Here is a 19128-nt window from a genome sequence, read left to right as displayed (position 1 = left end):
TGAGCACGTCTTTTAAAACAGGTGGGAGGCTGGCACGGCGACCCGTGCCGGGCTCGTTAGGGCTGCTTCCTTCCGGACCTGACCCGGTTGGCGAGTGGCTCGTCCACCACCAACCTCCCGGGGCCACATATCGGCAATATCGACAGCAAATGCAAGCCAAGCCTTCAAAAAACTGCTATCACGATGAAAACAAACATGGAGGACACCTTGGAGACATTCCGGCTGGACGACAGGCTGGCGCGCGACAGCGTGCTTGTGACGCGTTTGGGGCTATGTGAACTGCGTTTGCAAAATGACAATCGCTGGCCCTGGCTGGTGCTGGTGCCGCAGCGAGATGGCGTTAGCGAATTGTTCGATCTCACCCCGCTCGATCAGGCCGTGCTGACATTCGAGACCAATCTCGTTGCGTCAGCCTTGAAAGAAATCACCGGGGCCACCAAGATCAATGTCGGTGCCTTGGGTAATATCGTCCGGCAGCTTCATGTCCATATTATCGCCCGCAATGAAGGTGACACCTGCTGGCCGGGTCCTATCTGGGGTCACGGAACGCCTGTGCCTTATGCTGCAGGCGAAAAGGAAACTTTGATGAAAAAAATCTCCGGCGCTCTCTGATGATTTCCATGAAAATTTTTGAAACCACTGCCCCCCATCCCGAAGCTAGCCTGCTGACGGCCTTTTCCAAAAATGCCCTCGACCGTTTCGCCGAAAAGCGGACGGAGGAGTGCGTTGCCGATGCGCTGAAAGTTGATGGCACCCATATTTTTGCCTTTTCGGGCAACCGGCTTGTCCTGAAGCACGACGAACAGGTCATCGATCCCCTGTTTTCCGCCTATGAGCTGGCCGAGTTGCTGCCGGATTTCGACAATGCCGTGCTGCTCGGATATCGCGAAACCGGCGAGCCGAGAATCGCGGTGCCAGTTGCCGTTGCCGAGGATCAGCTGGCGAGCCATTACAAGCTGGCCGATGCCCGCACGCTTTATCGCGACCATCTTCTCGATGAGGAATTGCTGAGCGAAGTTGCCCAGGCCGTCAGCCTCACCCACTGGAACGCCGACAATCGCTTTTGTGGAAAGTGCGGCGGCACCATGGAACTGCGCATCGGCGGTTACAAGCGTATCTGTGCCGCCTGCAGCCACACTATTTTTCCCCGCACCGATCCCGTCGTTATCATGATGACGATCGATATCGAGCGTGATCTCTGCCTGCTTGGCCGCGGTGCGCATTTTGCGCCGGGCATGTATTCGTGCCTTGCCGGTTTTGTGGAGCCGGGTGAAACCATCGAACAGGCCGTGCGCCGCGAAACGCATGAGGAATCCGGCGTTGAAATCGGCCGCGTGCGTTATCATGCGTCGCAGCCCTGGCCGATGCCGCATACGCTGATGATCGGCTGTTATGCCGAGGCACTATCTTTCGATATTGCGCGTGATGAGATCGAACTGGAGGATTGCCGCTGGTTCACACGGGCGGAAGTCGCCAAGATGCTGGAGACGGCGACGGGCGAAGGCTTTTCCGCGCCTCCCGGCGGCGCCATCGCGCATCGGCTGATGCGCGATTGGGTGGAATGGACAAAATAATCGCGTTCGGCAGGCTCAGCTCTGGTTGAGCTTGCCGCGCATCGCATGGCCCTTGTAGACGCCGAGAATGCGGACCTTTTCCGAGAAGAAGCGCAGCTCGTCCAGCGCGTGACGCACCGGTTCGTCATCGGGGTGACCTTCAATATCGGCATAAAACTGCGTCGCCACGAATTTTCCACCAAGCTGGTAGCTTTCGAGCTTCGTCATATTGATGCCGTTCGTGGCAAAACCACCCATGGCCTTGTAGAGCGCGGCCGGAATGTTGCGAACGTTGAAGACGAAGGTCGTGACGACGATTTCGTCGCTCGACTGGCGCTTGGTCCAGTTCTCATCGCGGGAAAGCACCACGAAGCGCGTGACGTTGTTTTCCGAATCCTCGACATTTTCAGCGAGAATATCGAGACCGTAGAGATCCGCGGCAAGGCGTGGCGCAAGTGCCGCCATGCTGCGGTCGCCCTTTTCGGAAACGAGCCTTGCGGAGCCCGCCGTATCGCCGGCGATGACGGGCTTCCAGCCATTGGAGCGGATGATCTTGCGGCACTGGCCCAGCGCATGGATGTGGCTGTGGACCGTGCGGATCTCGTCTTTCGTCACGCCGGGGATCACCATCAGCTGGAAACGGATCGGCATGAAATATTCGCCGATGATGTGCAGGCGTGATTCGGGCAGCAGGTGATGGATATCTGCGACGCGGCCGGCCAGCGTGTTTTCAATCGGGATCATACCGAGATCGGCTTCGCCATTTTCAATAGCGTTGAAGGCATCCTCGAATGTCGGGCATGGCAATGGCTCCATATCCGGGAACATGTCACGGCAGGCCATGTCGGAATTCGCGCCGAACTCGCCCTGAAAGGCAATGCGATTTGTAATCAAGCTCATGGGTGTGTCCGTTAAAGGGTTCTGCTTGCGAGAATTTTGCGGGCTTTTTCGAGATCGTGCGGCGTGTCGACGCCGAGCGGCACGGAGCGGACGATTTCAGCATCGATGCGCATGCCCGCTTCCAGCGCACGCAGTTGTTCCAGCCGTTCGCGCAGTTCCAGCGGCGAGGGCGGCAGGCTGACGAATCTCTCAAGAGCCGCACGGCGATAGGTATAAAGCCCGATATGGTGATAGAGCGGGCCATCGCCGTAGGGCGCGGTCGCGCGGGTGAAATAAAGCGCGCGCAGCCGTGTTTCGGAAAGCGGGCTGCCCACCACTTTCACCACGTTCGGATTGGTTTTTTCGTCCTCGTCGATAATTTCGACCGTCAGTGTTGCAATATCGACGCTGGCATTTTCCAGCGGGCGCAGCGAGGCGCGGATCGTTTCCGCCTCGATGGTCGGAAGGTCGCCCTGGACGTTGATGACGTATTCTGCCGTGCCATAGGGATCGGCCTTTTGCAGCGCCTCGAAAATGCGATCCGAGCCGGACTGGTGGTCGTCGCGCGTCATCATCACGTCGAAACCGGCGTTTTTAACCGCTGAAAACACCTGTTCGTCGTCCACCGCGACGACGATTCGCTCCGCACCGGCTTCGCGTGCTCTCAGCGCAACCTGCACGATCATCGGCTTGCCGCCAATGTCGGCAAGTGGCTTGCCCGGCAGGCGCGTGGAGGCCATCCGCGCCGGTATGAGGACAACAGCTTTCTCGAAATCCCGATTCTTCATCCGACACCCTTCAAATCCCGCCCGAAAAGTGTCAAAACGTCACGGTGTGGGGAGCATTATTCAAGTTGCGCAGGCTGTGCAAAAGCCATAGCTTTCGAGCAATTTCAAGATGCCCGGTTATATGGAGCGGATGCGAGGGAGCGCATATAGATGAATTCTTATGTTAATATGGGCGTTGGGGCGTTGCTGGGCACGGTTTTCGTCCTGATGTCGGTGTCGATTGCCTCTGAGGGCATTTTCCATGCGCCCGCGCCCGAGAAGGAAGGTTACGTCATTGCCGCGGCAGAGAGTGGCGGCGGTGGCGAAGCCGGTGGCGGAGAAGCTGCTGCAGCCGCAACGCCAATCGCAAAATTGCTTGCGAGCGCCGATGCCACCAAGGGTGAAGCGGTCTTCAAGAAGTGTACGAGCTGTCATACCGGAGAGAGTGGTGGTGCAAACAAGGTCGGCCCCAATCTCTTCGATGTCGTCAACCGGCCGATCGCCAGCCACGAAGGTTTCAGCTACTCCGCTGGGATGAAGGATTTCTCCAAAGGCGCCTCCGTGCATTGGGATTACGATCATCTCAACTTCTTCCTCGAAGCCCCCAAGAAACACGTTCCCGGCACGGCCATGGGCTTTGCGGGTGTGAAGAAGGAAACGGAAAGAGCCGACCTCATCGCTTATCTGCGCTCACTTTCGGCAAACCCGGCTCCGCTTCCGGATCCGAATGCTGCTCCCGCACCGATGAACTGATGATCATGATGGTTTCATGATAAAAGCCCGGCATCGCTGCCGGGCTTTTATTTTTACCAAGAAGTGATCGAGGGTGCGGGCCCCGCTTTTGAGGAATCAGAAGCCCTTGCCGCCGCGCAATTCCGAAATCACCGTTCCGACCATGATCTTGATATCCAGCCAGACCGAAAAATTATCGACATAATAGAGATCGGAGACGATTCGGGCGCGGGCCTTGTCGCTGCGATCCGTCGGGCCGCGTAGTCCCCGCATCTGGGCAAGGCCGGTAATGCCGGGCCGCATCCGGTGCCGCATGTGATAGTGGGGAACCAGCTCCTCATAAAGGCGGCCGGCGGCCAGCATGCCGATGGCGTGGCAGCGAGGGCCCACCAACGACATGTCGCCCTTCAGTACATTGATCAGCTGCGGCAGTTCATCGATATTCGTGCGGCGGAGAATGGCGCCAATACGGGTGATTCGCGGATCATTCTTCACCGTTTGCGCGACCCCGGTGGCATCACCCAGTTCCGCCCGCATCGAGCGAAATTTATAGACGCGGATTTTTCGTCCATTCATGCCCCAGCGGACCTGCGAGAACAGGACCGGACCCTTGCTGTCGAGCTTCACCAGTAATGCGACGGTCGCCAGAACGGGGGCAAGTGCGACAAGGGCGATGGACGCCCCTGTAATGTCGAGGGTTCTTTTGAGCGCAAACTGGCTGCGCAGAAAAGCAGATGGTTTCCTGTCAGAGATGGGAGATTGTATTTCCGCCGTTTCAAACGGGACGGCAGTATAGGGAGCGCCGTAAAAAACGGCATGCGATGAGCCTTTAGTACCCAGCATAATATGGAACCCTGAAAAGTTATTTTGAAACAAGAAAATTAATTTATATGAACGATTAATAATTCATTTACCCTAAAAAGTCACCCGAAATGTAGTCGTCTTTGCGCAAATGGCAATCTACGGTTAATGCGGCTGCACGCATATATTGCAGGGAACGCGCCTTTTCCGCCCGTGGCTGCGGCTATGACATCGCCGATGGAAGCGAAAGCTGCAAAATGGGATTGTTGGCGAGGGGATGGCGATATCGCACTTTACCCTGAAATCAGCGTCTGCCGGCCGTTCTCAGGCGATCAATTTCCCATCAGAATGTCGAGCAGGGTCGTCTGCTTCGGCCCGGAAGGCGCGGATGCCTGACCGCCAATATCGGCGGGCGGCACGGGGCCGTTGCCGGCGGAATAGCCGGGTTCGATATCGCGGGAGGGGATATTTGCCGGCGGCATGGGCGCGCCCGGCTGATTCGGGTTCGGCGAAACGGGGGCTTCGGGATAGGCGCGGGTATCCGTCGTCCCGCCACCGAGCGCATTGGAGATGATATCGCCGATGGAGGAAGGCGCATTTTCAGGCGCCGGTTGTTGCATTTCCCCGAGTGGCGGCACGCCGCCCGCGCCTAGCCCGAAGAGCGGCGAGGGCGAGAGGCCGGAGTGGGCGGCGGTCATGAAATCTTTCCAGGCCTTTGCCGGAAGTCCGCCGCCGGTGACCTTTTTCATCGAGGTGCCGTCATCATTGCCGAACCAGACGCCCGTGGTCAGGTTGCTTGTGTAACCGACAAAAAGCGCATCGCGGAAGGACTGCGTCGTGCCGGATTTTCCGGCTGCCTGCCAGCCCTGCAGGCGCGCAGCCTTGCCGGTGCCTTCGGTGATGACGCGCGACAGCATGCTGTTCATGGTCGCGGCGATCTCTTCGCTCAGCACGCGCGGCGGGTTGTCGTATTTGTTTTCGTAAAGCACCTTGCCATCCGCATCGGTGATGCGTTTGACGATATGCGGCGTCGCCTTGTAGCCGCCATTCATGAAGGGGGCGTAGGAGGCGGTCAGCTCCATCAGCGACACTTCCGAGGTGCCGAGCGCGATGGAGGCGTTGTTCTGCAACTCGGATTCAATACCCATGCGATGTGCCACCTGGGTTACCCGGTCAGGACCCACTTCCATCACCAGCTGTGCCGCGATCGTGTTCAGCGAATTGGCGAGCGCGGTGGCGAGCGTCACTTCGCCGCGATATTTCTTCTCGTAGTTTTCGGGTGTCCAGTTGCCGATGCGAACCGGCCCGTCATTGCGGATCGTATAGGGGGTGAGCCCCGATTCGAGTGCGGCTACGTAAACGAAGGGCTTGAAGGCCGAGCCGGGTTGCCGTTTTGCCTTCACGGCGCGGTTGAACTGGCTTTCGGCATAATCCGCCCCGCCCACCACGGCCCGGATCGCACCGGTGCCGTCGATGGAAACGAGTGCGGCCTGCGAAGCGCCCTGCTTCTTGCCGTCGCCCTGCAGCACATGGGTCAGCGCCTTTTCGGCGTCTCGCTCGAGATTGGGGTCGATGGTCGTATCGACGACGATATCCTGCTTGACGTCGCCAACCAGGCCGCGGACCTCATCCAGAACCATATCGGCGGCGTAATGTTCGGCGCCGGACCAGAAACGTTTCGCCTTTGCCGGCGGCTGCGACATCGCGGTCTTGATCTCGTCATCGGTGATGAAGCCGACATCGCGCATGGATTGCAGCACCACCTGCGCCCGCTCTTCCGCTGCCTGCGGGTCGCGTGCCGGGGAAAGGCGCGAGGGGGCCTTGAGAAGCCCGGCAAGCGTCGCCGCCTCGCCCAGATTGACGTCGCGCGCGGATTTGTTGAAGTAGCGCCGCGAGGCCGCCTCGACGCCATAGGCGTTGGAGCCGAAATAGACGCGATTGAGATACATCGCGAGAATCTGGTCCTTGGTGAATTTGTGTTCGAGCCAGAAAGACAGCAGCACTTCCTGAACCTTGCGTTCCAGCGTGCGATCCGGCGAGAGAAACAGGTTTTTCGCCAGCTGCTGCGTCAGCGTCGAGCCGCCCTGTACGGTTCGTCCCGTCAGCACATTGGTCACGATGGCGCGCGCCAAGCCGAGCGGATCGACCCCGAAATGTRAATAAAACCGCCGGTCCTCGATCGCCATCACCGCTTGCGGAATATAGGGCGACATGTCTTCCAGCGCGAGCGCCTCGCCGCCGGTGGTGCCGCGATTGGCAAGCACGCTGCCATTGACCGAAACGATCTTCACATTCGGCGGCCGTTCGGGAATGGACCAGCTGCTGGCGCTCGGCATGCGCGCGCCATAATAAAGAACAAGGCCTGCAACGCCGATGCCGCCCCAGATACCGAGCACGATGCACCAGTAAACGAGGGAGCGGATGAAACCCGTCGCGCCACGGCCGGAATGGCGGCTGCGTTTTTCTTTCTTCTGGGCTTTGCTGCGGCCGGATGCCTGTTTTGGTTTTTTCGTTGGCTGTTTTGTCGTTCCGCTGATGCGCTCGCTGGCATCAAGGCGCAGATCATCGCCGGACTCGTGGAAATCCCCGAAAGAAGGTTCTACCCGTTCGCGTGATTTACCTTTGCCTGCCATCCAGCCGAAGTCGCTCCTATTCGCGAAACCGCGCCTACCCCGTTCGGGTTTCAGGCCTCTATGCCTGCGCGATCCTTAATCCAGGATGAAGAGTGTAAATGCGGCGATTTAAGGCGGGGTTAAGTCCTGGCCGGATCAAATCGGCGTCATTGGCAGACATCGACCCATTCCGCCCCCGTCAATTCGACCATCATATCCGGTGAAATCTTCACCGCTGCATTGGTGGCCCCGGCTGCCGGAACCACTTCGTGATAGTTTTTCAGCGATATGTCGCAAAATACAGGCAGAGCCGAAGGAAGGCCGAAAGGACACACGCCGCCGATGGGATGGCTGGTCACCGCGACTACTTCTTCCGGTCCGAGCATGCGCGGCTTTACGCCAAAATGATCGCGGAATTTGCGGTTGTCGAGGCGTCTGGTGCCAGCGGCAACGACGAGAAGAATGGTGTCGCCGGCCTTCAGGCAGATGGTTTTGGCAATCTGGTCGGGATCGACGCCATGCGCCTCGGCGGCCAGTGCGACCGTCGCCGAACTCGCTTGCGTTTCAATCACGGTCACTTCGGGTGACTTCTCGGTGAAAAAGGCTCTGACGGATTCGATAGACATGCGTATTTATTAGGCGTTGTGCGGAAGAGCTTCAAGTCGCCCTGAAGTAGCTATGCGTTTTTCGCAATGCTGCGCTGCGATGAAACGTCTGTTTTTTAAGCGATGATCCTGTATCTTCAAATCATCGAAGCGACGCACTCCTCCTCCCAGCGTCGCCCGATTGGACTGACAATACTCCTCCTCCCAATTGTCAGTCAGTTTCAAGAACCCGGCGCACCTCCTCCCGCGCCGGGTTTTTGCGTTTTGGCTATCCGGTTGCCTCCTTATCCATCTCCCCTCAAAGACCGCGCTGTTCAAAGAAACTTGACTTTGAGCCCCTTCCAACCTACGTACTTCGCCATCGATATTTGTTTGACGACCAGAGCTTCGGCGTCTTTCCAGACGCTCACGACGATCTTTTCCTTCAAATTCGACCCAAGTCCGCACTGTTCGCAGTGCAAATACAATTGCCAACGGAAGGAAATCGTTATGGCGACTGGTACAGTAAAGTGGTTCAACGCAACCAAGGGCTACGGCTTCATTCAGCCGGACGACGGTTCGCAGGACGTATTCGTGCACATCTCCGCTGTTGAGCGTGCGGGCCTTACCGCCCTCAACGACGGCCAGAAGCTCTCCTACGAGCTGATGCAGGACCGCCGCTCGGGCAAGATGTCCGCAGGCAACCTCGTTGCTGCCTGATAAGCGCTTTGGCCCGAAAGGGTCATTCGCATGAATGGAAAGGCCGGATTTTTCCGGCCTTTTTCTTTTGCGGGGTGGTGCTGAAATGGCCGCTCTTGAAAAAGCCGGACCGCACACCAATATAGGGTTCAACAGTGCTCCGGACCGGAACTGCCGGGAATGGCGCTTTACAAGAGCGCCGCTGCTGTTGTGTTAACCAAAGATTAACCAAAGCAGCCGATCCTGAGCCGGAAAGCAGCGTTAACCCTATTGACGCGCTCTGGAGCATCAGACCGTTTGAACGCTTTGACCACGGATGTACTGGCATTGACGGAAAACGGATGGAAAGGTCGGGCTTGCCCGGCCTTTTTGTTTTTGGGCGGTTAAAAGAAGGAGGCGACGGTTCCGGCGCCTCCTTCTTTTCGATTATTTCGCCGCAAGCGCATCGAGAATGCGGACCCAGGAGCGGATGCCCTTGTGGAAGGATTGCAGGTCGTATTTCTCGTTCGGCGAATGAATACGGTCATCGGTCAGGCCGAAGCCGACCAGCAGCGAATCCATGCCCAGCATCTTCTGGAAATCGCCAACGATGGGGATCGAACCGCCCATGCCGATAACGACGGCGGGTTTCGGCCATTCTTCCGAAAGTGCGTTTTTGGCTTTGGTCAGCACGGGCGAGTCGTACGACAGCTGAATGGCCGGCGAGCCGCCATGCTCGTGAAATTCCACCGAGCAATCGGCCGGAATTTTCGAGCGTACATAGGCCCGGAAGCTCTCGCGAATGGCTGCCGGGTCCTGCTCGCCAACGAGGCGGAAGGAAACCTTGGCGGAGGCTTTTGCGGCGATCACGGTCTTGAAACCGTCGCCCGTGTAACCGCCGATAATGCCGTTGACTTCCGCCGTCGGCCGCGCCCAGGTTTGCTCCAGTACGGAGCGGCCCTTTTCACCCGAGGGAACGGAAAGCCCGACCTCGCCGAGGAAGGTTTCCGCCGTGCGCCCGAGCGTTTCCCAGGAGGCCTTTATATTGGCGGGGGTTTCCTCCACGCCGTTATAAAAGCCGGAAAGCGTCACACGGCCGGTTTCGTCATGCAGTCCCGCAAGGATATCGGTGAGGATGTGGATCGGGTTTGCGGCGGCGCCACCAAAAAGGCCGGAATGGAGGTCGCGGTCGGCTGCGGTGATGACGATCTCTTCGCCAACCAGGCCGCGAAGGGCAGCGGCGATGGCGGGTGTATCCCGATCCCACATGCCGGTATCGCAGACCAGCGCGTAATCGGCCTTCAGTTCTGCCGCATTGGCATCGAGGAATGGCTTCAGCGAGGGTGAGCCGGATTCCTCTTCGCCTTCGAAAAGAATGGTGACGCGCACCGGCAGGCCGCCATTGACCGCCTTGTAAGCGCGGCAGGCCTCCACGAAGGTCATCAGCTGGCCCTTGTCATCAGCCGTGCCGCGCCCGGTAATCACTTTCCGGCCGGCACCGACATCCTTGATGGCCGGCTCGAAGGGATCATTTTCCCACAGATCGAGCGGATCGACCGGCTGAACGTCATAATGGCCGTAAAAAAGCACATGCGGTGCATCCTTGGTGGCCGCATCGTGATGCGCAACCACCATCGGGTGACCGGCCGTATCGCGGACGGAAGCCGTAAAACCGAGCGCGGAAAGCGTCCTCACCAGCCACTCCGCCGCCTTGCGGCATTCTGCCTTATAGGCCGGGTCCGTGGAAATCGACGGAATGCGCACGAGTTCGAACAGCCGCTCGAGGCTGGAGGTCAGATTGTCGTCGGCGTTGGAAAGAATAGGGGAAACGTCTGTCATCGCTGATCCTGTCATGTCTGTCGTGACCCGGCGAAAAGACGAAATATCCGGGCATCGCACATCGCGGGAAACAAGGGGCGGGCTTGCCGTGAATCGGCAAGCGCGTGGCCGCGGGAACGATAGAGCAGTTCACGAAAACTGCGAAGCGCTTTTCCATCCGAAAATGCGTAGAAACAAAACTTGGAGTTTCAGCGCTCCGGTACGAAAGAGGTTCCGGGTTGTAGCTGTTATTTCGCTTTTTTGGCGCTTTCGATCGCCCGGCGCATATATTCCAGCAGGAGTTGCCGCTCAAAACGCCGGAAATCCGTAAGCAATGTGTCTTCGGTAGCTTCGGAAGCGGCAATGGCATTCGCTTCCAGATCCCTGCCGCGCTGGGTCAGTTCGATGATCTGGGCGCGGCGGTCGCTCGGATGGGATTTGCGGATAATCAGCCCGTCCCGTTCCATGCGTGAAAGCGTATTGGCGAGCGTTGCCTGCTCGATGTCTATTCGATCAAGCAATTGCCGTTGCGTCAGGCCTTCCTCGTGCCAAAGCTCGATAAGGATGGGAAATTGTCCCGGGGAGAAACCCAGCGCGGCGGCTCTCTTTTGCAGCGCCATGGTGAATTCCCGCGCCATTTTCGCGGCAAGATAGATTGCCGATTCGTCCCGGGAAAAACCCATTCTTCCGTCCGTAAAGCAGCGTGGCCGGTGCGGACCGGCAATGTCGATAGTGCGATATATATCGCATGATATGTTTAGGCCAGCGCGAAACGAGGCGCAAAATAAAACCGCCATGGCCGGGAGGGGACGGCCATGGCGGTCATATTGGAGGACAAAGGCCCGGAGAGGGGGAAAGGCCTTTGTCCGGTCTGACGCGGCGGGGGACGAGCCAGCTATCAGACTACGGCGTGATCAGGCGCCGTCCCCTAAGAAATGTGTCTGCAAATGCGGCTTTTCAAGGGAAGGGCGGATTACAAATCGGTAACGTTCAGGTGAATTTTACGGGTCTCGCGATCAGCCGCATTCCCCACGCTTTACGGTGTGTTGTGCGAAGTTTCGGTGGACGTCAAAACAGCCCCGCGCTATCCATGCTACCCATGAAAAAAGGCGATCATCTTTTCCTCGTTGACGGGTCCGGTTTCATTTTCCGGGCCTTCCATGCCATCCCGCCGCTGAACCGCAAGTCGGACGGGCTGCCGGTCAACGCCGTCTCCGGCTTCTGCAACATGTTGTGGAAGCTCCTGAAAGATGCGCGCAATACCGATGTCGGCGTCACGCCGACCCATTTCGCGGTGATTTTCGACTATTCGTCAAAAACCTTCCGCAACGAGCTTTACGATCTCTACAAGGCCAATCGTTCGGCGCCGCCGGAGGATCTGGTGCCGCAATTCGGCCTGATCCGCGAAGCGACGCGCGCCTTCAATCTTCCCTGCATCGAGACGGAAGGTTTCGAGGCGGACGATATCATCGCCACTTATGCCCGGCAGGCCGAGGCGATCGGCGCCGATGTCACCATCATCTCGTCCGACAAGGATCTGATGCAGCTCGTCACGACCAATGTGCATATGTACGATGCCATGAAGGACAAGCAGATCGGCATTCCCGACGTCATCGAAAAATGGGGCGTCGGCCCTGAAAAGATGATCGACCTGCAGGCTATGACCGGCGATTCCACCGACAACGTCCCCGGCATTCCCGGCATAGGCCCGAAAACGGCGGCGCAATTGCTGGAGGAATATGGCGATCTCGATACGCTTCTGGCGCGGGCAGGGGAAATCAAGCAGCAGAAACGTCGGGAAAACATCATCGCCAATGCTGATCTTGCCCGTATTTCCAGACAGCTGGTAGCGCTCAGAACCGATGTGCCGCTGGAACAGACTCTCGAAGAACTGGTGCTGGAACCGCAGAATGGCCCGAAGCTCATTGCCTTCCTGAAGGCGATGGAGTTCACGACGCTGACCCGCCGTGTTGCCGAAGCGACGGAAACGGATGCCTCGGCCGTCGACGCCGCCACCGTGCCGGTGCAATGGGGCGTCGATGCCCATGGCCCCGATCTCGAAGCGCCCGCCGCCGCTGCGGCTGGTGACGTGTCTCCGGAGGCAAACAATACGCCGGCTTCGGCCGCCGCTCCCGCAAGAAAGATGGTGGGTGAAGGCAGCGCGCCCGCCGATCTCGCCACGGCCCGACAGGCGCTTTTTGCTGCCGCCAAGATCGATACCACCACCTACACGACGATCAGGGATCTCGCGACGCTGGATCGCTGGATTGCCGCCGCCCGGGAAACGGGTGTCGTCGCCTTCGATACGGAAACGACTTCGCTCGACCCGATGCAGGCCGAACTTGTCGGTTTTTCGCTGGCCATTGCCGATAATGGCAAGGATGCCTCGGGGACGGATATCCGCGCCGCCTATGTTCCCTTGACCCACAAGACCGGCTCCGGCGGCGATCTGTTCAGCGACGGCATCAAGCTTGCCGAAGGGCAGGTGCCCTTTGCCGAAGCGCTGGTGCGTCTGAAGGACCTGCTTGAGGACGAAGCTGTCCTCAAGGTCGCGCAAAACCTCAAATACGATTACCTGCTGATGAAACGCCAGGGCGTCGTCATGCAGAGCTTCGACGACACGATGCTGATTTCCTATGTGCTTGAGGCCGGCAAGGCCACACATGGCATGGATTCCCTGTCCGAACGCTGGCTCGGCCACACGCCCATTGCCTATAAGGACGTGGCGGGATCGGGCAAGTCGAGCGTCACCTTCGATTTTGTCGATATTGACAGGGCGACCGCTTACGCGGCGGAAGATGCGGATGTCACCCTGCGGCTCTGGATGGCGCTTAAGCCCCGGCTCGTCTCGGAACGGCTGACCAAGGTCTATGAACGACTGGAACGTCCTCTCGTGCCGGTACTGGCGCATATGGAGGAGCGTGGCATCACCGTGGACCGGCAGATTCTGTCGCGCCTTTCGGGCGAACTCGCCCAGAAGGCCGCGAGCTTCGAAGAGGAAATCTACGAGCTGGCGGGCGAGCGTTTCAACATCGGCTCGCCGAAGCAGCTCGGCGATATCCTGTTCGGCAAGATGGGCTTGGCCGGCGGTTCCAAGACCAAGACCGGCCAATGGTCGACATCGGCGCAGGTGCTGGAGGATCTCGCAGCGGAAGGTGTGGAACTGCCGCGCAAGATCGTCGACTGGCGGCAGCTGACCAAGCTGAAATCCACCTATACGGATGCGCTGCCCGGTTATATCCATCCCGAAACGAAGCGGGTGCACACCTCTTACGCGCTCGCCTCCACCACCACGGGGCGTTTGTCCTCATCGGAGCCGAACCTTCAGAACATCCCGGTCCGCACGGCCGAAGGCCGCAAGATTCGCACGGCCTTCATCACCACGCCCGGACACAAGCTTCTGTCGGCAGACTACAGCCAGATCGAACTGCGTGTACTTGCCCATGTTGCCGATATCCCGCAGCTTAGAAACGCTTTCGAAAATGGCATCGACATTCATGCGATGACCGCATCGGAAATGTTCGGCGTGCCGGTGGAAGGCATGCCCTCGGAAGTGCGCCGCCGTGCCAAGGCCATCAACTTCGGTATCATTTACGGTATTTCCGCTTTTGGCCTCGCCAACCAGCTCAGCATCGCCCGCTCGGAGGCGGGGGACTATATCAAGAAATACTTCGAGCGTTTTCCCGGCATTCGCGATTACATGGAAGCGACCAAGGCGTTCGCGCGCGAAAACGGCTATGTCGAAACGATTTTCGGCCGCCGTGCGCATTATCCGGAAATCCGCTCTTCCAACCCGTCGGTGAAAGCCTTCAACGAACGCGCAGCCATTAATGCGCCGATCCAGGGCTCGGCTGCAGATATCATCCGCCGCGCCATGATCCGTATCGAACCGGCGCTGGAGGCGGAAAAGCTCTCCGCCCGTATGCTTTTGCAAGTGCACGACGAACTCATCTTCGAAGTCGAGGAAGCGGAAATCGAAAAGACCCTGCCCGTCGTCGTCTCGGTGATGGAAAACGCGGCCATGCCGGCCATTTCCATGAAGGTCCCGCTGAAAGTGGATGCCCGTGCGGCCGACAATTGGGACGAGGCACATTGAGCGGCCTTAGAGCGGTCGATGTCATTGCCTTGTCGTGCGTGGAGACTAGGGGAAACGTCTCACAAGGAGTTTCCCATGCACGCCCCGCTCGTTTCGAAAGACCTTGAGTATATCTCCGCCGCCAACCACGATCGGCCGCCGCGCCATCTGGGCAGCCGCTTCAATGCGGATGGCGAGTTCCTGCCAGAACCCGGCAATACGGTCGTCTGCCATCTTGTCGAGGGATCGCAGACTGAAAAGGCGATCGTCGCGACGCGTCAGCGTTTTCTGGATATGCCGGAGGCCCCTCAGCTTGCCTTCACGCCGATTTCCAGTCTGCACATGACAGTGTTTCAAGGTATCATTGAGTTTCGGCGCGCTCTGCCCCATTGGCCGGAAAACATGCCGCTCGATACGCCGATTGACGCGATGACTGATTATTATCGCGACCGTCTTTCCGCGTTCCCGACCCTGCCGGGGTTCAACATGCAGGTCACGGGTTTGCGCCCGGTGGGGCTGGTCATGAAAGGAGCGACCGCCGAGGACGATCGCATCGTGGCTCTCTGGCGGGACACATTCGCCGATTTCTTCGGCTATCGCCATCCTGATCATGATAGCTATGAGTTCCATATCACCCTGTCCTACATTGTCCGCTGGTTCGAGCCCGACTGCTTGCCGCGCTGGCAGGCGATGCTCGATGAGGAACTGGAAAAGCTGCGCGCCGCGTCGCCCTTCATAGAGATGCGCCCGCCGGCTTTCTGTGAATTCAAGGATATGAACCACTTCAAGGAACTTGTCGTTTTCGATAAGAGGTGAGGTGTGATTTGCGGCGACCCGCTGCGGTTCTGCATACCGATTCCGCTGAATCGGAAAAAATGCGCATCAGGGCTGGTCAAAGCCCGTTTGGGCATGTATAAGCGCGCCAAATTTCCGATATCGAGACATCCGACATTCGGCCTTTGGTTCTGGCCGGTTCCGTTGTTTCGCCGCTTAAGTGGAGTAACAAAAATGGCTGTACCAAAAAGAAAAACAAGCCCGTCCAAGCGCGGTATGCGCCGCTCGGCTGACGGTCTCAAGTCTGCAACCTACGTTGAAGACAAGAACTCCGGCGAACTGCGCCGTCCGCACCATATCGATCTGAAGACCGGTATGTATCGCGGCCGTCAGGTTCTGACGCCGAAGGAAAGCGCATAAGCTTTTCTGAAATCATCTTTGCAAAAAACCGGTCCTTGTGGCCGGTTTTTTGTTTTCTGAACGTGGCGCCGGTCCAAAGCCGCTCACTTGGAAAATAAGATCACTCCTTTTACACTCTGTCCGGGAGAACAGGCTGGAGCCTGAAGTGGGAGAGGAGCTTCGGTGAAATATCGCTGGATTTTGTTGATGCTTCTCGGCCTCGGTCTCGGTTATGGCGCCGTGACGCGAGGTGGCGGCATCATTGCGGAAAGCTATTTCGGCGAAATGTCCGATCAGGGTCGCACGACGCTACGGCTCGCCGTCTCGGCGTTGGGCGGGCTCCTGAGCCGCTATGAGCCACTTCCTGCGCTGATTGCCGATCACGACGACATCGAGGAACTGGTCGCGCATCCCAAGGATGAAGCCCTGCGCCAGCGCGCCAATGTCTATCTCAAATCCATCAACACCCTGCTGGAATCTTCCGATATCTACATCATCACGCTGGATGGAGAGACCATCGCGGCCAGCAATTACGATGGGCCGACGAGCTTTGTCGGTGAGAATTTCAGTTACCGGCCCTATTTTCAGGATGCCGCCAAGGGCTTCAAGTCCCGCTTTTTTGCGCTCGGCACCACCTCCCACAAGCGCGGTTATTATTTCTCCGCGCCGATTCTCTTTAATGAAGAGATCAAGGGCGTCATCGTCTTCAAGGTGGATATTGAAGGCATAGAGGCGTCCTTCGGGGACGGCGAAAACCGCATTCTGGTTTCGGACCCGGAAGGCATCATCTTCATGACAGGCACGCCGCAATGGCTTTATTCCGGCCTGATGCCGCTGACACCGGAGAGGCTGGCGCGCACCGAAGCCTCCCGTCGCTACGCCAATGCGATCCTCACGGAACTGCCGCTTAAAAATGGCAATTTCGGCTCGCACCAGCTGATGACGATCGCCCAGAATGATGGTGACAGGGAATATATGGTCCTGTCGCAGCCGATGCCGGATGCGGGCTGGACCGTCAGCGTGCTGATGGATACGGGCTCGCTCCGCACGCAAGTCAAGACGGCGATGATTGCGATCATCCTCTGCCTGTGCCTCGCTGCGGCGCTGATTGCCGCCATGCTGCAAAGACGGCGGCGTCTGCGCGAACGCCTGACCCACCAGGCGGAGGCGCAGGCGGAACTGGAGCGCCGCGTGGAGGAGCGCACGGCCGATCTGGCACGGGTCAATCAGGAAATCGAGCACGAAATCGCCGAACGCCGCCAGACCGAAAAGCAGCTGCGCAAGATGCAGAACGATCTGGTGCAGGCAGGCAAGCTCGCGGCGCTTGGGCAGATGTCGGCGGCGCTGTCGCATGAGTTCAATCAGCCCCTCGCCGCCGCCAAGAACTATGCCGAAAACGCCTCGCTTCTTCTGGAGCGGGGACGACAGGAAGAGGTGACGGAAAACCTCAGGCGCATTTCGGGCCTGATCGATCGCATGGCGTCGATCAGCAAACATCTCAGGAACTTCGCCCGCAAGCCCAACGAGAAAACGGCAGCGGTGGGTCTGGAAACCGTCCTTCGCGATACGCTCGAAATCGTCGGTCCGCGGCTGAAGGCCGCCGATGCAATGCTGGATGTCGATCTTGGCCCGGTGCCGCTTGCGGTGAAGGCCGGGCCGGTGCGGTTGCAGCAGGTGCTCGTCAATATCATCTCCAATGCCGCCGATGCCGTGGAAGGGCGTGAAGATCGCCGCATTGCGCTGCAGGCCGTGCAGCGTGGCCAGATGGTATCGATTTTCATTCGTGACCGGGGCCCGGGCGTGCCTGCGGCAATTTGCGAACGCATCTTCGACCCCTTCTTCACCACCAAGGGTGTGGGCCGCGGCCTTGGTCTCGGCCTTTCCATCTCCTATAACATCATCAAGGATTTTGGCGGCCAGCTGCGGGTGAGAAACCATGAGGATGGCGGAGCGGAGTTCGAGATCGAATTGCCAGCCGCCGCCTGGCGTGTGGAGGCGGCTGCGGAATGACCATGTCGCGGGTTCTGTTGATCGATGATGAGGAGGAACTGCGCTTTTCCACCGCGCAGGCGCTGGAGCTTTCCGGTTTCGCCGTCACGATGCTGGCGAGCGCCGAACACGCGTTGGAGCTCATCGGTTACAGCTTTGATGGTGTCGTGGTCAGCGATATTCGCATGCCCGGCATGGATGGCATGACGCTGCTGCAAAAGGTGCGGGAACTCGACCCGGAAATACCCGTCATCCTGATGACGGGCCATGGCGATGTGCAGCTTGCCGTCAACGCCATGCGCAACGGCGCTTATGACTTCATCGAGAAGCCATTCACCCCGCAATATCTCGCCGGCATCATCAAAAGAGCAAACGACCGACGGGCGCTGGTGCTGGAAAATCGCCGCCTGAAGGCGGTGGCCGGCAAGCATGACGATCTTGAAACGCGCCTGCCCGGCAGAACCCAGGTCATGGTCGATCTGCGGTATCGCATCCGCGCCATCGGCGCGACGGACGCCGATACGCTGATCGTTGGTGATACCGGCGCGGGCAAGGAGGTGGTGGCGCGGGCGCTGCATGATATCAGCGCCAGAGCCAACCGGCCTTTCGTCGCGATCAATTGCGCCGCTCTTCCCCAGACGCTGATCGAAAGCGAATTGTTTGGCCATGAGGCCGGAGCTTTTCCCGGTGCGCTAAGACCGCGCTATGGCAAGTTCGAGCATGCCCGCGGCGGCACCATCCTGCTGGATGAGATCGGCTCCATGCCGTTCGAATTGCAGGGCCGGTTCCTGCGTGTGTTGCAGGAGCGAGTGATTACCCGCCTCGGCTCCAATGAGACGGTCGAGCTCGATGTCCGCTTCATCGCCACCAGCAAGGTCGATCTCGAACAGGAGGTCGCCGCCGGCCGGTTCCGCGCCGATCTGCTTTATCGCCTGAATGTAGCGACGCTTCTTGTGCCGTCGCTTTCGCAGCGCAGTGCGGACATACCGCTGCTCTTCCTGCATCTGGTGCGGGAAGCCGCCGCCCGTTACGGGCGGGAAGACATGGAGGTGCCGCAGCATCTGCTTTCCGCCGTTTCGCTCAGGGAATGGCCGGGCAACGTGCGGGAATTGCGCAATGCCGCGGATCGTTTCGTGCTCGGTCTGGAAAGTGATGTGTCCGAGGTGTCGCTGGCGCTTCATGATGACGGCACCTCGACGCTGGCGCCGCGGGTTGCCGCTTATGAAAAAAGCCTGATAGCACATGCCATTGCTGTGCATGGCGGAAATCTGAAATCCGTCTATGAAAGTCTCGGCATTTCACGCAAAACGCTTTATGAGAAAATGCAGAAATACGGGCTGCATCGGCACATGACCGAAGTCTGATGGGTGGATTTCCACCCATGAAAGAGGCCCTATGGGTCGAAATCCACCCATTGTCCGCGATGAGGGCGATAAAAGTGGATGTTGCGGCAAGACCGCCGTTGCT

The 19128-nt window shown here is 58.7% G+C and carries 16 protein-coding genes and 1 other RNA gene; 9 read left to right on the top strand and 8 right to left on the bottom strand.

Annotated elements, in window-relative coordinates; genetic code table 11:
• Window positions 1-21: 21 nt before the first annotated feature.
• Window positions 22-118, bottom strand: an RNA gene (ffs, locus tag QD336_RS07210) — signal recognition particle sRNA small type.
• A gap of 65 nt (window positions 119-183) precedes the next feature.
• On the opposite strand from ffs, the gene QD336_RS07205 reads away from it, so the two are divergent.
• On the top strand, window positions 184-612 hold the full coding sequence (locus QD336_RS07205; protein ID WP_003524313.1) for an HIT domain-containing protein: 429 nt from the start codon (window positions 184-186) through the stop codon (window positions 610-612).
• Window positions 612-1574, top strand: a complete 963-nt coding sequence (gene nudC, locus QD336_RS07200) for an NAD(+) diphosphatase (RefSeq protein ID WP_499169998.1) — start codon at window positions 612-614, stop codon at window positions 1572-1574. Before QD336_RS07205 ends, nudC begins: the two co-directional genes overlap by 1 nt.
• A gap of 15 nt (window positions 1575-1589) precedes the next feature.
• Here nudC and QD336_RS07195 read toward each other — a convergent pair whose 3' ends face one another.
• Window positions 1590-2453 carry a prephenate dehydratase gene (locus tag QD336_RS07195; RefSeq protein WP_269341442.1) on the bottom strand — a complete coding sequence of 288 codons (864 nt, stop codon included), beginning with the start codon at window positions 2451-2453 and terminating at the stop codon, window positions 1590-1592.
• Window positions 2454-2464: 11 nt separating this feature from the next.
• Window positions 2465-3220, bottom strand: coding sequence for a 3-deoxy-manno-octulosonate cytidylyltransferase (locus QD336_RS07190; protein WP_269341443.1), 756 nt, complete (start codon window positions 3218-3220; stop codon window positions 2465-2467).
• 150 nt (window positions 3221-3370) lie between these two features.
• Here QD336_RS07190 and QD336_RS07185 point away from each other — a divergent pair, with 150 nt between their 5' ends.
• Window positions 3371-3952 carry a c-type cytochrome gene (locus tag QD336_RS07185; protein ID WP_269341444.1) on the top strand — a complete coding sequence of 194 codons (582 nt, stop codon included), beginning with the start codon at window positions 3371-3373 and terminating at the stop codon, window positions 3950-3952.
• Between the two features lie 96 nt (window positions 3953-4048).
• On the opposite strand, the gene QD336_RS07180 is transcribed toward QD336_RS07185, so the two are convergent.
• From QD336_RS07180 to QD336_RS07170, 3 genes are all read right to left on the bottom strand, one after another.
• Window positions 4049-4774, bottom strand: a complete 726-nt coding sequence (locus QD336_RS07180; RefSeq protein ID WP_499169997.1) for a sugar transferase — start codon at window positions 4772-4774, stop codon at window positions 4049-4051.
• Between the two features lie 290 nt (window positions 4775-5064).
• Window positions 5065-7365 carry a transglycosylase domain-containing protein gene (locus tag QD336_RS07175; protein ID WP_499169996.1) on the bottom strand — a complete coding sequence of 767 codons (2301 nt, stop codon included), beginning with the start codon at window positions 7363-7365 and terminating at the stop codon, window positions 5065-5067.
• 146 nt (window positions 7366-7511) lie between these two features.
• A complete protein-coding gene (locus QD336_RS07170) occupies window positions 7512-7970 on the bottom strand; it encodes a YbaK/EbsC family protein (RefSeq protein WP_269341447.1) in 459 nt (152 codons plus the stop codon).
• A 468-nt stretch (window positions 7971-8438) separates the two neighbouring features.
• Here QD336_RS07170 and QD336_RS07165 point away from each other — a divergent pair, with 468 nt between their 5' ends.
• Window positions 8439-8648, top strand: a complete 210-nt coding sequence (locus QD336_RS07165; protein ID WP_003492998.1) for a cold-shock protein — start codon at window positions 8439-8441, stop codon at window positions 8646-8648.
• Window positions 8649-9053: 405 nt separating this feature from the next.
• Here QD336_RS07165 and QD336_RS07160 read toward each other — a convergent pair whose 3' ends face one another.
• Together QD336_RS07160 and QD336_RS07155 are read right to left on the bottom strand one after the other, a co-directional pair.
• Entirely contained in the window at window positions 9054-10445 is a 1392-nt protein-coding gene (locus QD336_RS07160) for a dipeptidase (protein WP_499169995.1), read from the bottom strand.
• Between the two features lie 227 nt (window positions 10446-10672).
• Window positions 10673-11107, bottom strand: a complete 435-nt coding sequence (locus QD336_RS07155; RefSeq protein ID WP_499169994.1) for a MarR family winged helix-turn-helix transcriptional regulator — start codon at window positions 11105-11107, stop codon at window positions 10673-10675.
• A gap of 416 nt (window positions 11108-11523) precedes the next feature.
• Between QD336_RS07155 and polA the strand changes: the two genes are divergently transcribed.
• The 5 genes from polA (at window position 11524) to QD336_RS07130 (ending at window position 19025) form a co-directional block, all read left to right on the top strand.
• Window positions 11524-14520 carry a DNA polymerase I gene (gene polA / locus QD336_RS07150; protein WP_499169993.1) on the top strand — a complete coding sequence of 999 codons (2997 nt, stop codon included), beginning with the start codon at window positions 11524-11526 and terminating at the stop codon, window positions 14518-14520.
• Between the two features lie 75 nt (window positions 14521-14595).
• Complete coding sequence (locus QD336_RS07145) at window positions 14596-15315, top strand: DUF1868 domain-containing protein (protein WP_499169992.1); 720 nt, start codon at window positions 14596-14598, stop codon at window positions 15313-15315.
• A 192-nt stretch (window positions 15316-15507) separates the two neighbouring features.
• Window positions 15508-15693 carry a 50S ribosomal protein L32 gene (rpmF, locus tag QD336_RS07140; RefSeq protein ID WP_003507205.1) on the top strand — a complete coding sequence of 62 codons (186 nt, stop codon included), beginning with the start codon at window positions 15508-15510 and terminating at the stop codon, window positions 15691-15693.
• Window positions 15694-15879: 186 nt separating this feature from the next.
• On the top strand, window positions 15880-17682 hold the full coding sequence (locus QD336_RS07135; protein WP_499170034.1) for a sensor histidine kinase: 1803 nt from the start codon (window positions 15880-15882) through the stop codon (window positions 17680-17682).
• A complete protein-coding gene (locus tag QD336_RS07130; protein WP_269341451.1) occupies window positions 17679-19025 on the top strand; it encodes a sigma-54-dependent transcriptional regulator in 1347 nt (448 codons plus the stop codon). Before QD336_RS07135 ends, QD336_RS07130 begins: the two co-directional genes overlap by 4 nt.
• Window positions 19026-19128 lie beyond the last annotated feature (103 nt).

Origin of the sequence: Rhizobium sp. BR 250, from assembly GCF_047445855.1 — a bacterium.
Classification (GTDB): Bacteria; Pseudomonadota; Alphaproteobacteria; order Rhizobiales; family Rhizobiaceae; genus Agrobacterium; species Agrobacterium tumefaciens_I.
This window is presented reverse-complemented; position numbering and strand designations above follow the sequence as displayed.

Coding starts and splice junctions, on each gene's coding strand:
- polA (WP_499169993.1), top strand. CDS start 11,524: ATGAAAAAAGGCGATCATCTTTTCCTCGTTGACGGGTCCGGTTTCATT.
- QD336_RS07205 (WP_003524313.1), top strand. CDS start 184: ATGAAAACAAACATGGAGGACACCTTGGAGACATTCCGGCTGGACGAC.
- QD336_RS07160 (WP_499169995.1), bottom strand. CDS start 10,445: ATGACAGACGTTTCCCCTATTCTTTCCAACGCCGACGACAATCTGACC.
- QD336_RS07165 (WP_003492998.1), top strand. CDS start 8,439: ATGGCGACTGGTACAGTAAAGTGGTTCAACGCAACCAAGGGCTACGGC.
- QD336_RS07155 (WP_499169994.1), bottom strand. CDS start 11,107: ATGGGTTTTTCCCGGGACGAATCGGCAATCTATCTTGCCGCGAAAATG.
- QD336_RS07195 (WP_269341442.1), bottom strand. CDS start 2,453: ATGAGCTTGATTACAAATCGCATTGCCTTTCAGGGCGAGTTCGGCGCG.
- rpmF (WP_003507205.1), top strand. CDS start 15,508: ATGGCTGTACCAAAAAGAAAAACAAGCCCGTCCAAGCGCGGTATGCGC.
- QD336_RS07135 (WP_499170034.1), top strand. CDS start 15,880: ATGCTTCTCGGCCTCGGTCTCGGTTATGGCGCCGTGACGCGAGGTGGC.
- QD336_RS07180 (WP_499169997.1), bottom strand. CDS start 4,774: ATGCTGGGTACTAAAGGCTCATCGCATGCCGTTTTTTACGGCGCTCCC.
- QD336_RS07190 (WP_269341443.1), bottom strand. CDS start 3,220: ATGAAGAATCGGGATTTCGAGAAAGCTGTTGTCCTCATACCGGCGCGG.
- QD336_RS07130 (WP_269341451.1), top strand. CDS start 17,679: ATGACCATGTCGCGGGTTCTGTTGATCGATGATGAGGAGGAACTGCGC.
- QD336_RS07185 (WP_269341444.1), top strand. CDS start 3,371: ATGAATTCTTATGTTAATATGGGCGTTGGGGCGTTGCTGGGCACGGTT.
- QD336_RS07145 (WP_499169992.1), top strand. CDS start 14,596: ATGCACGCCCCGCTCGTTTCGAAAGACCTTGAGTATATCTCCGCCGCC.
- nudC (WP_499169998.1), top strand. CDS start 612: ATGATTTCCATGAAAATTTTTGAAACCACTGCCCCCCATCCCGAAGCT.
- QD336_RS07170 (WP_269341447.1), bottom strand. CDS start 7,970: ATGTCTATCGAATCCGTCAGAGCCTTTTTCACCGAGAAGTCACCCGAA.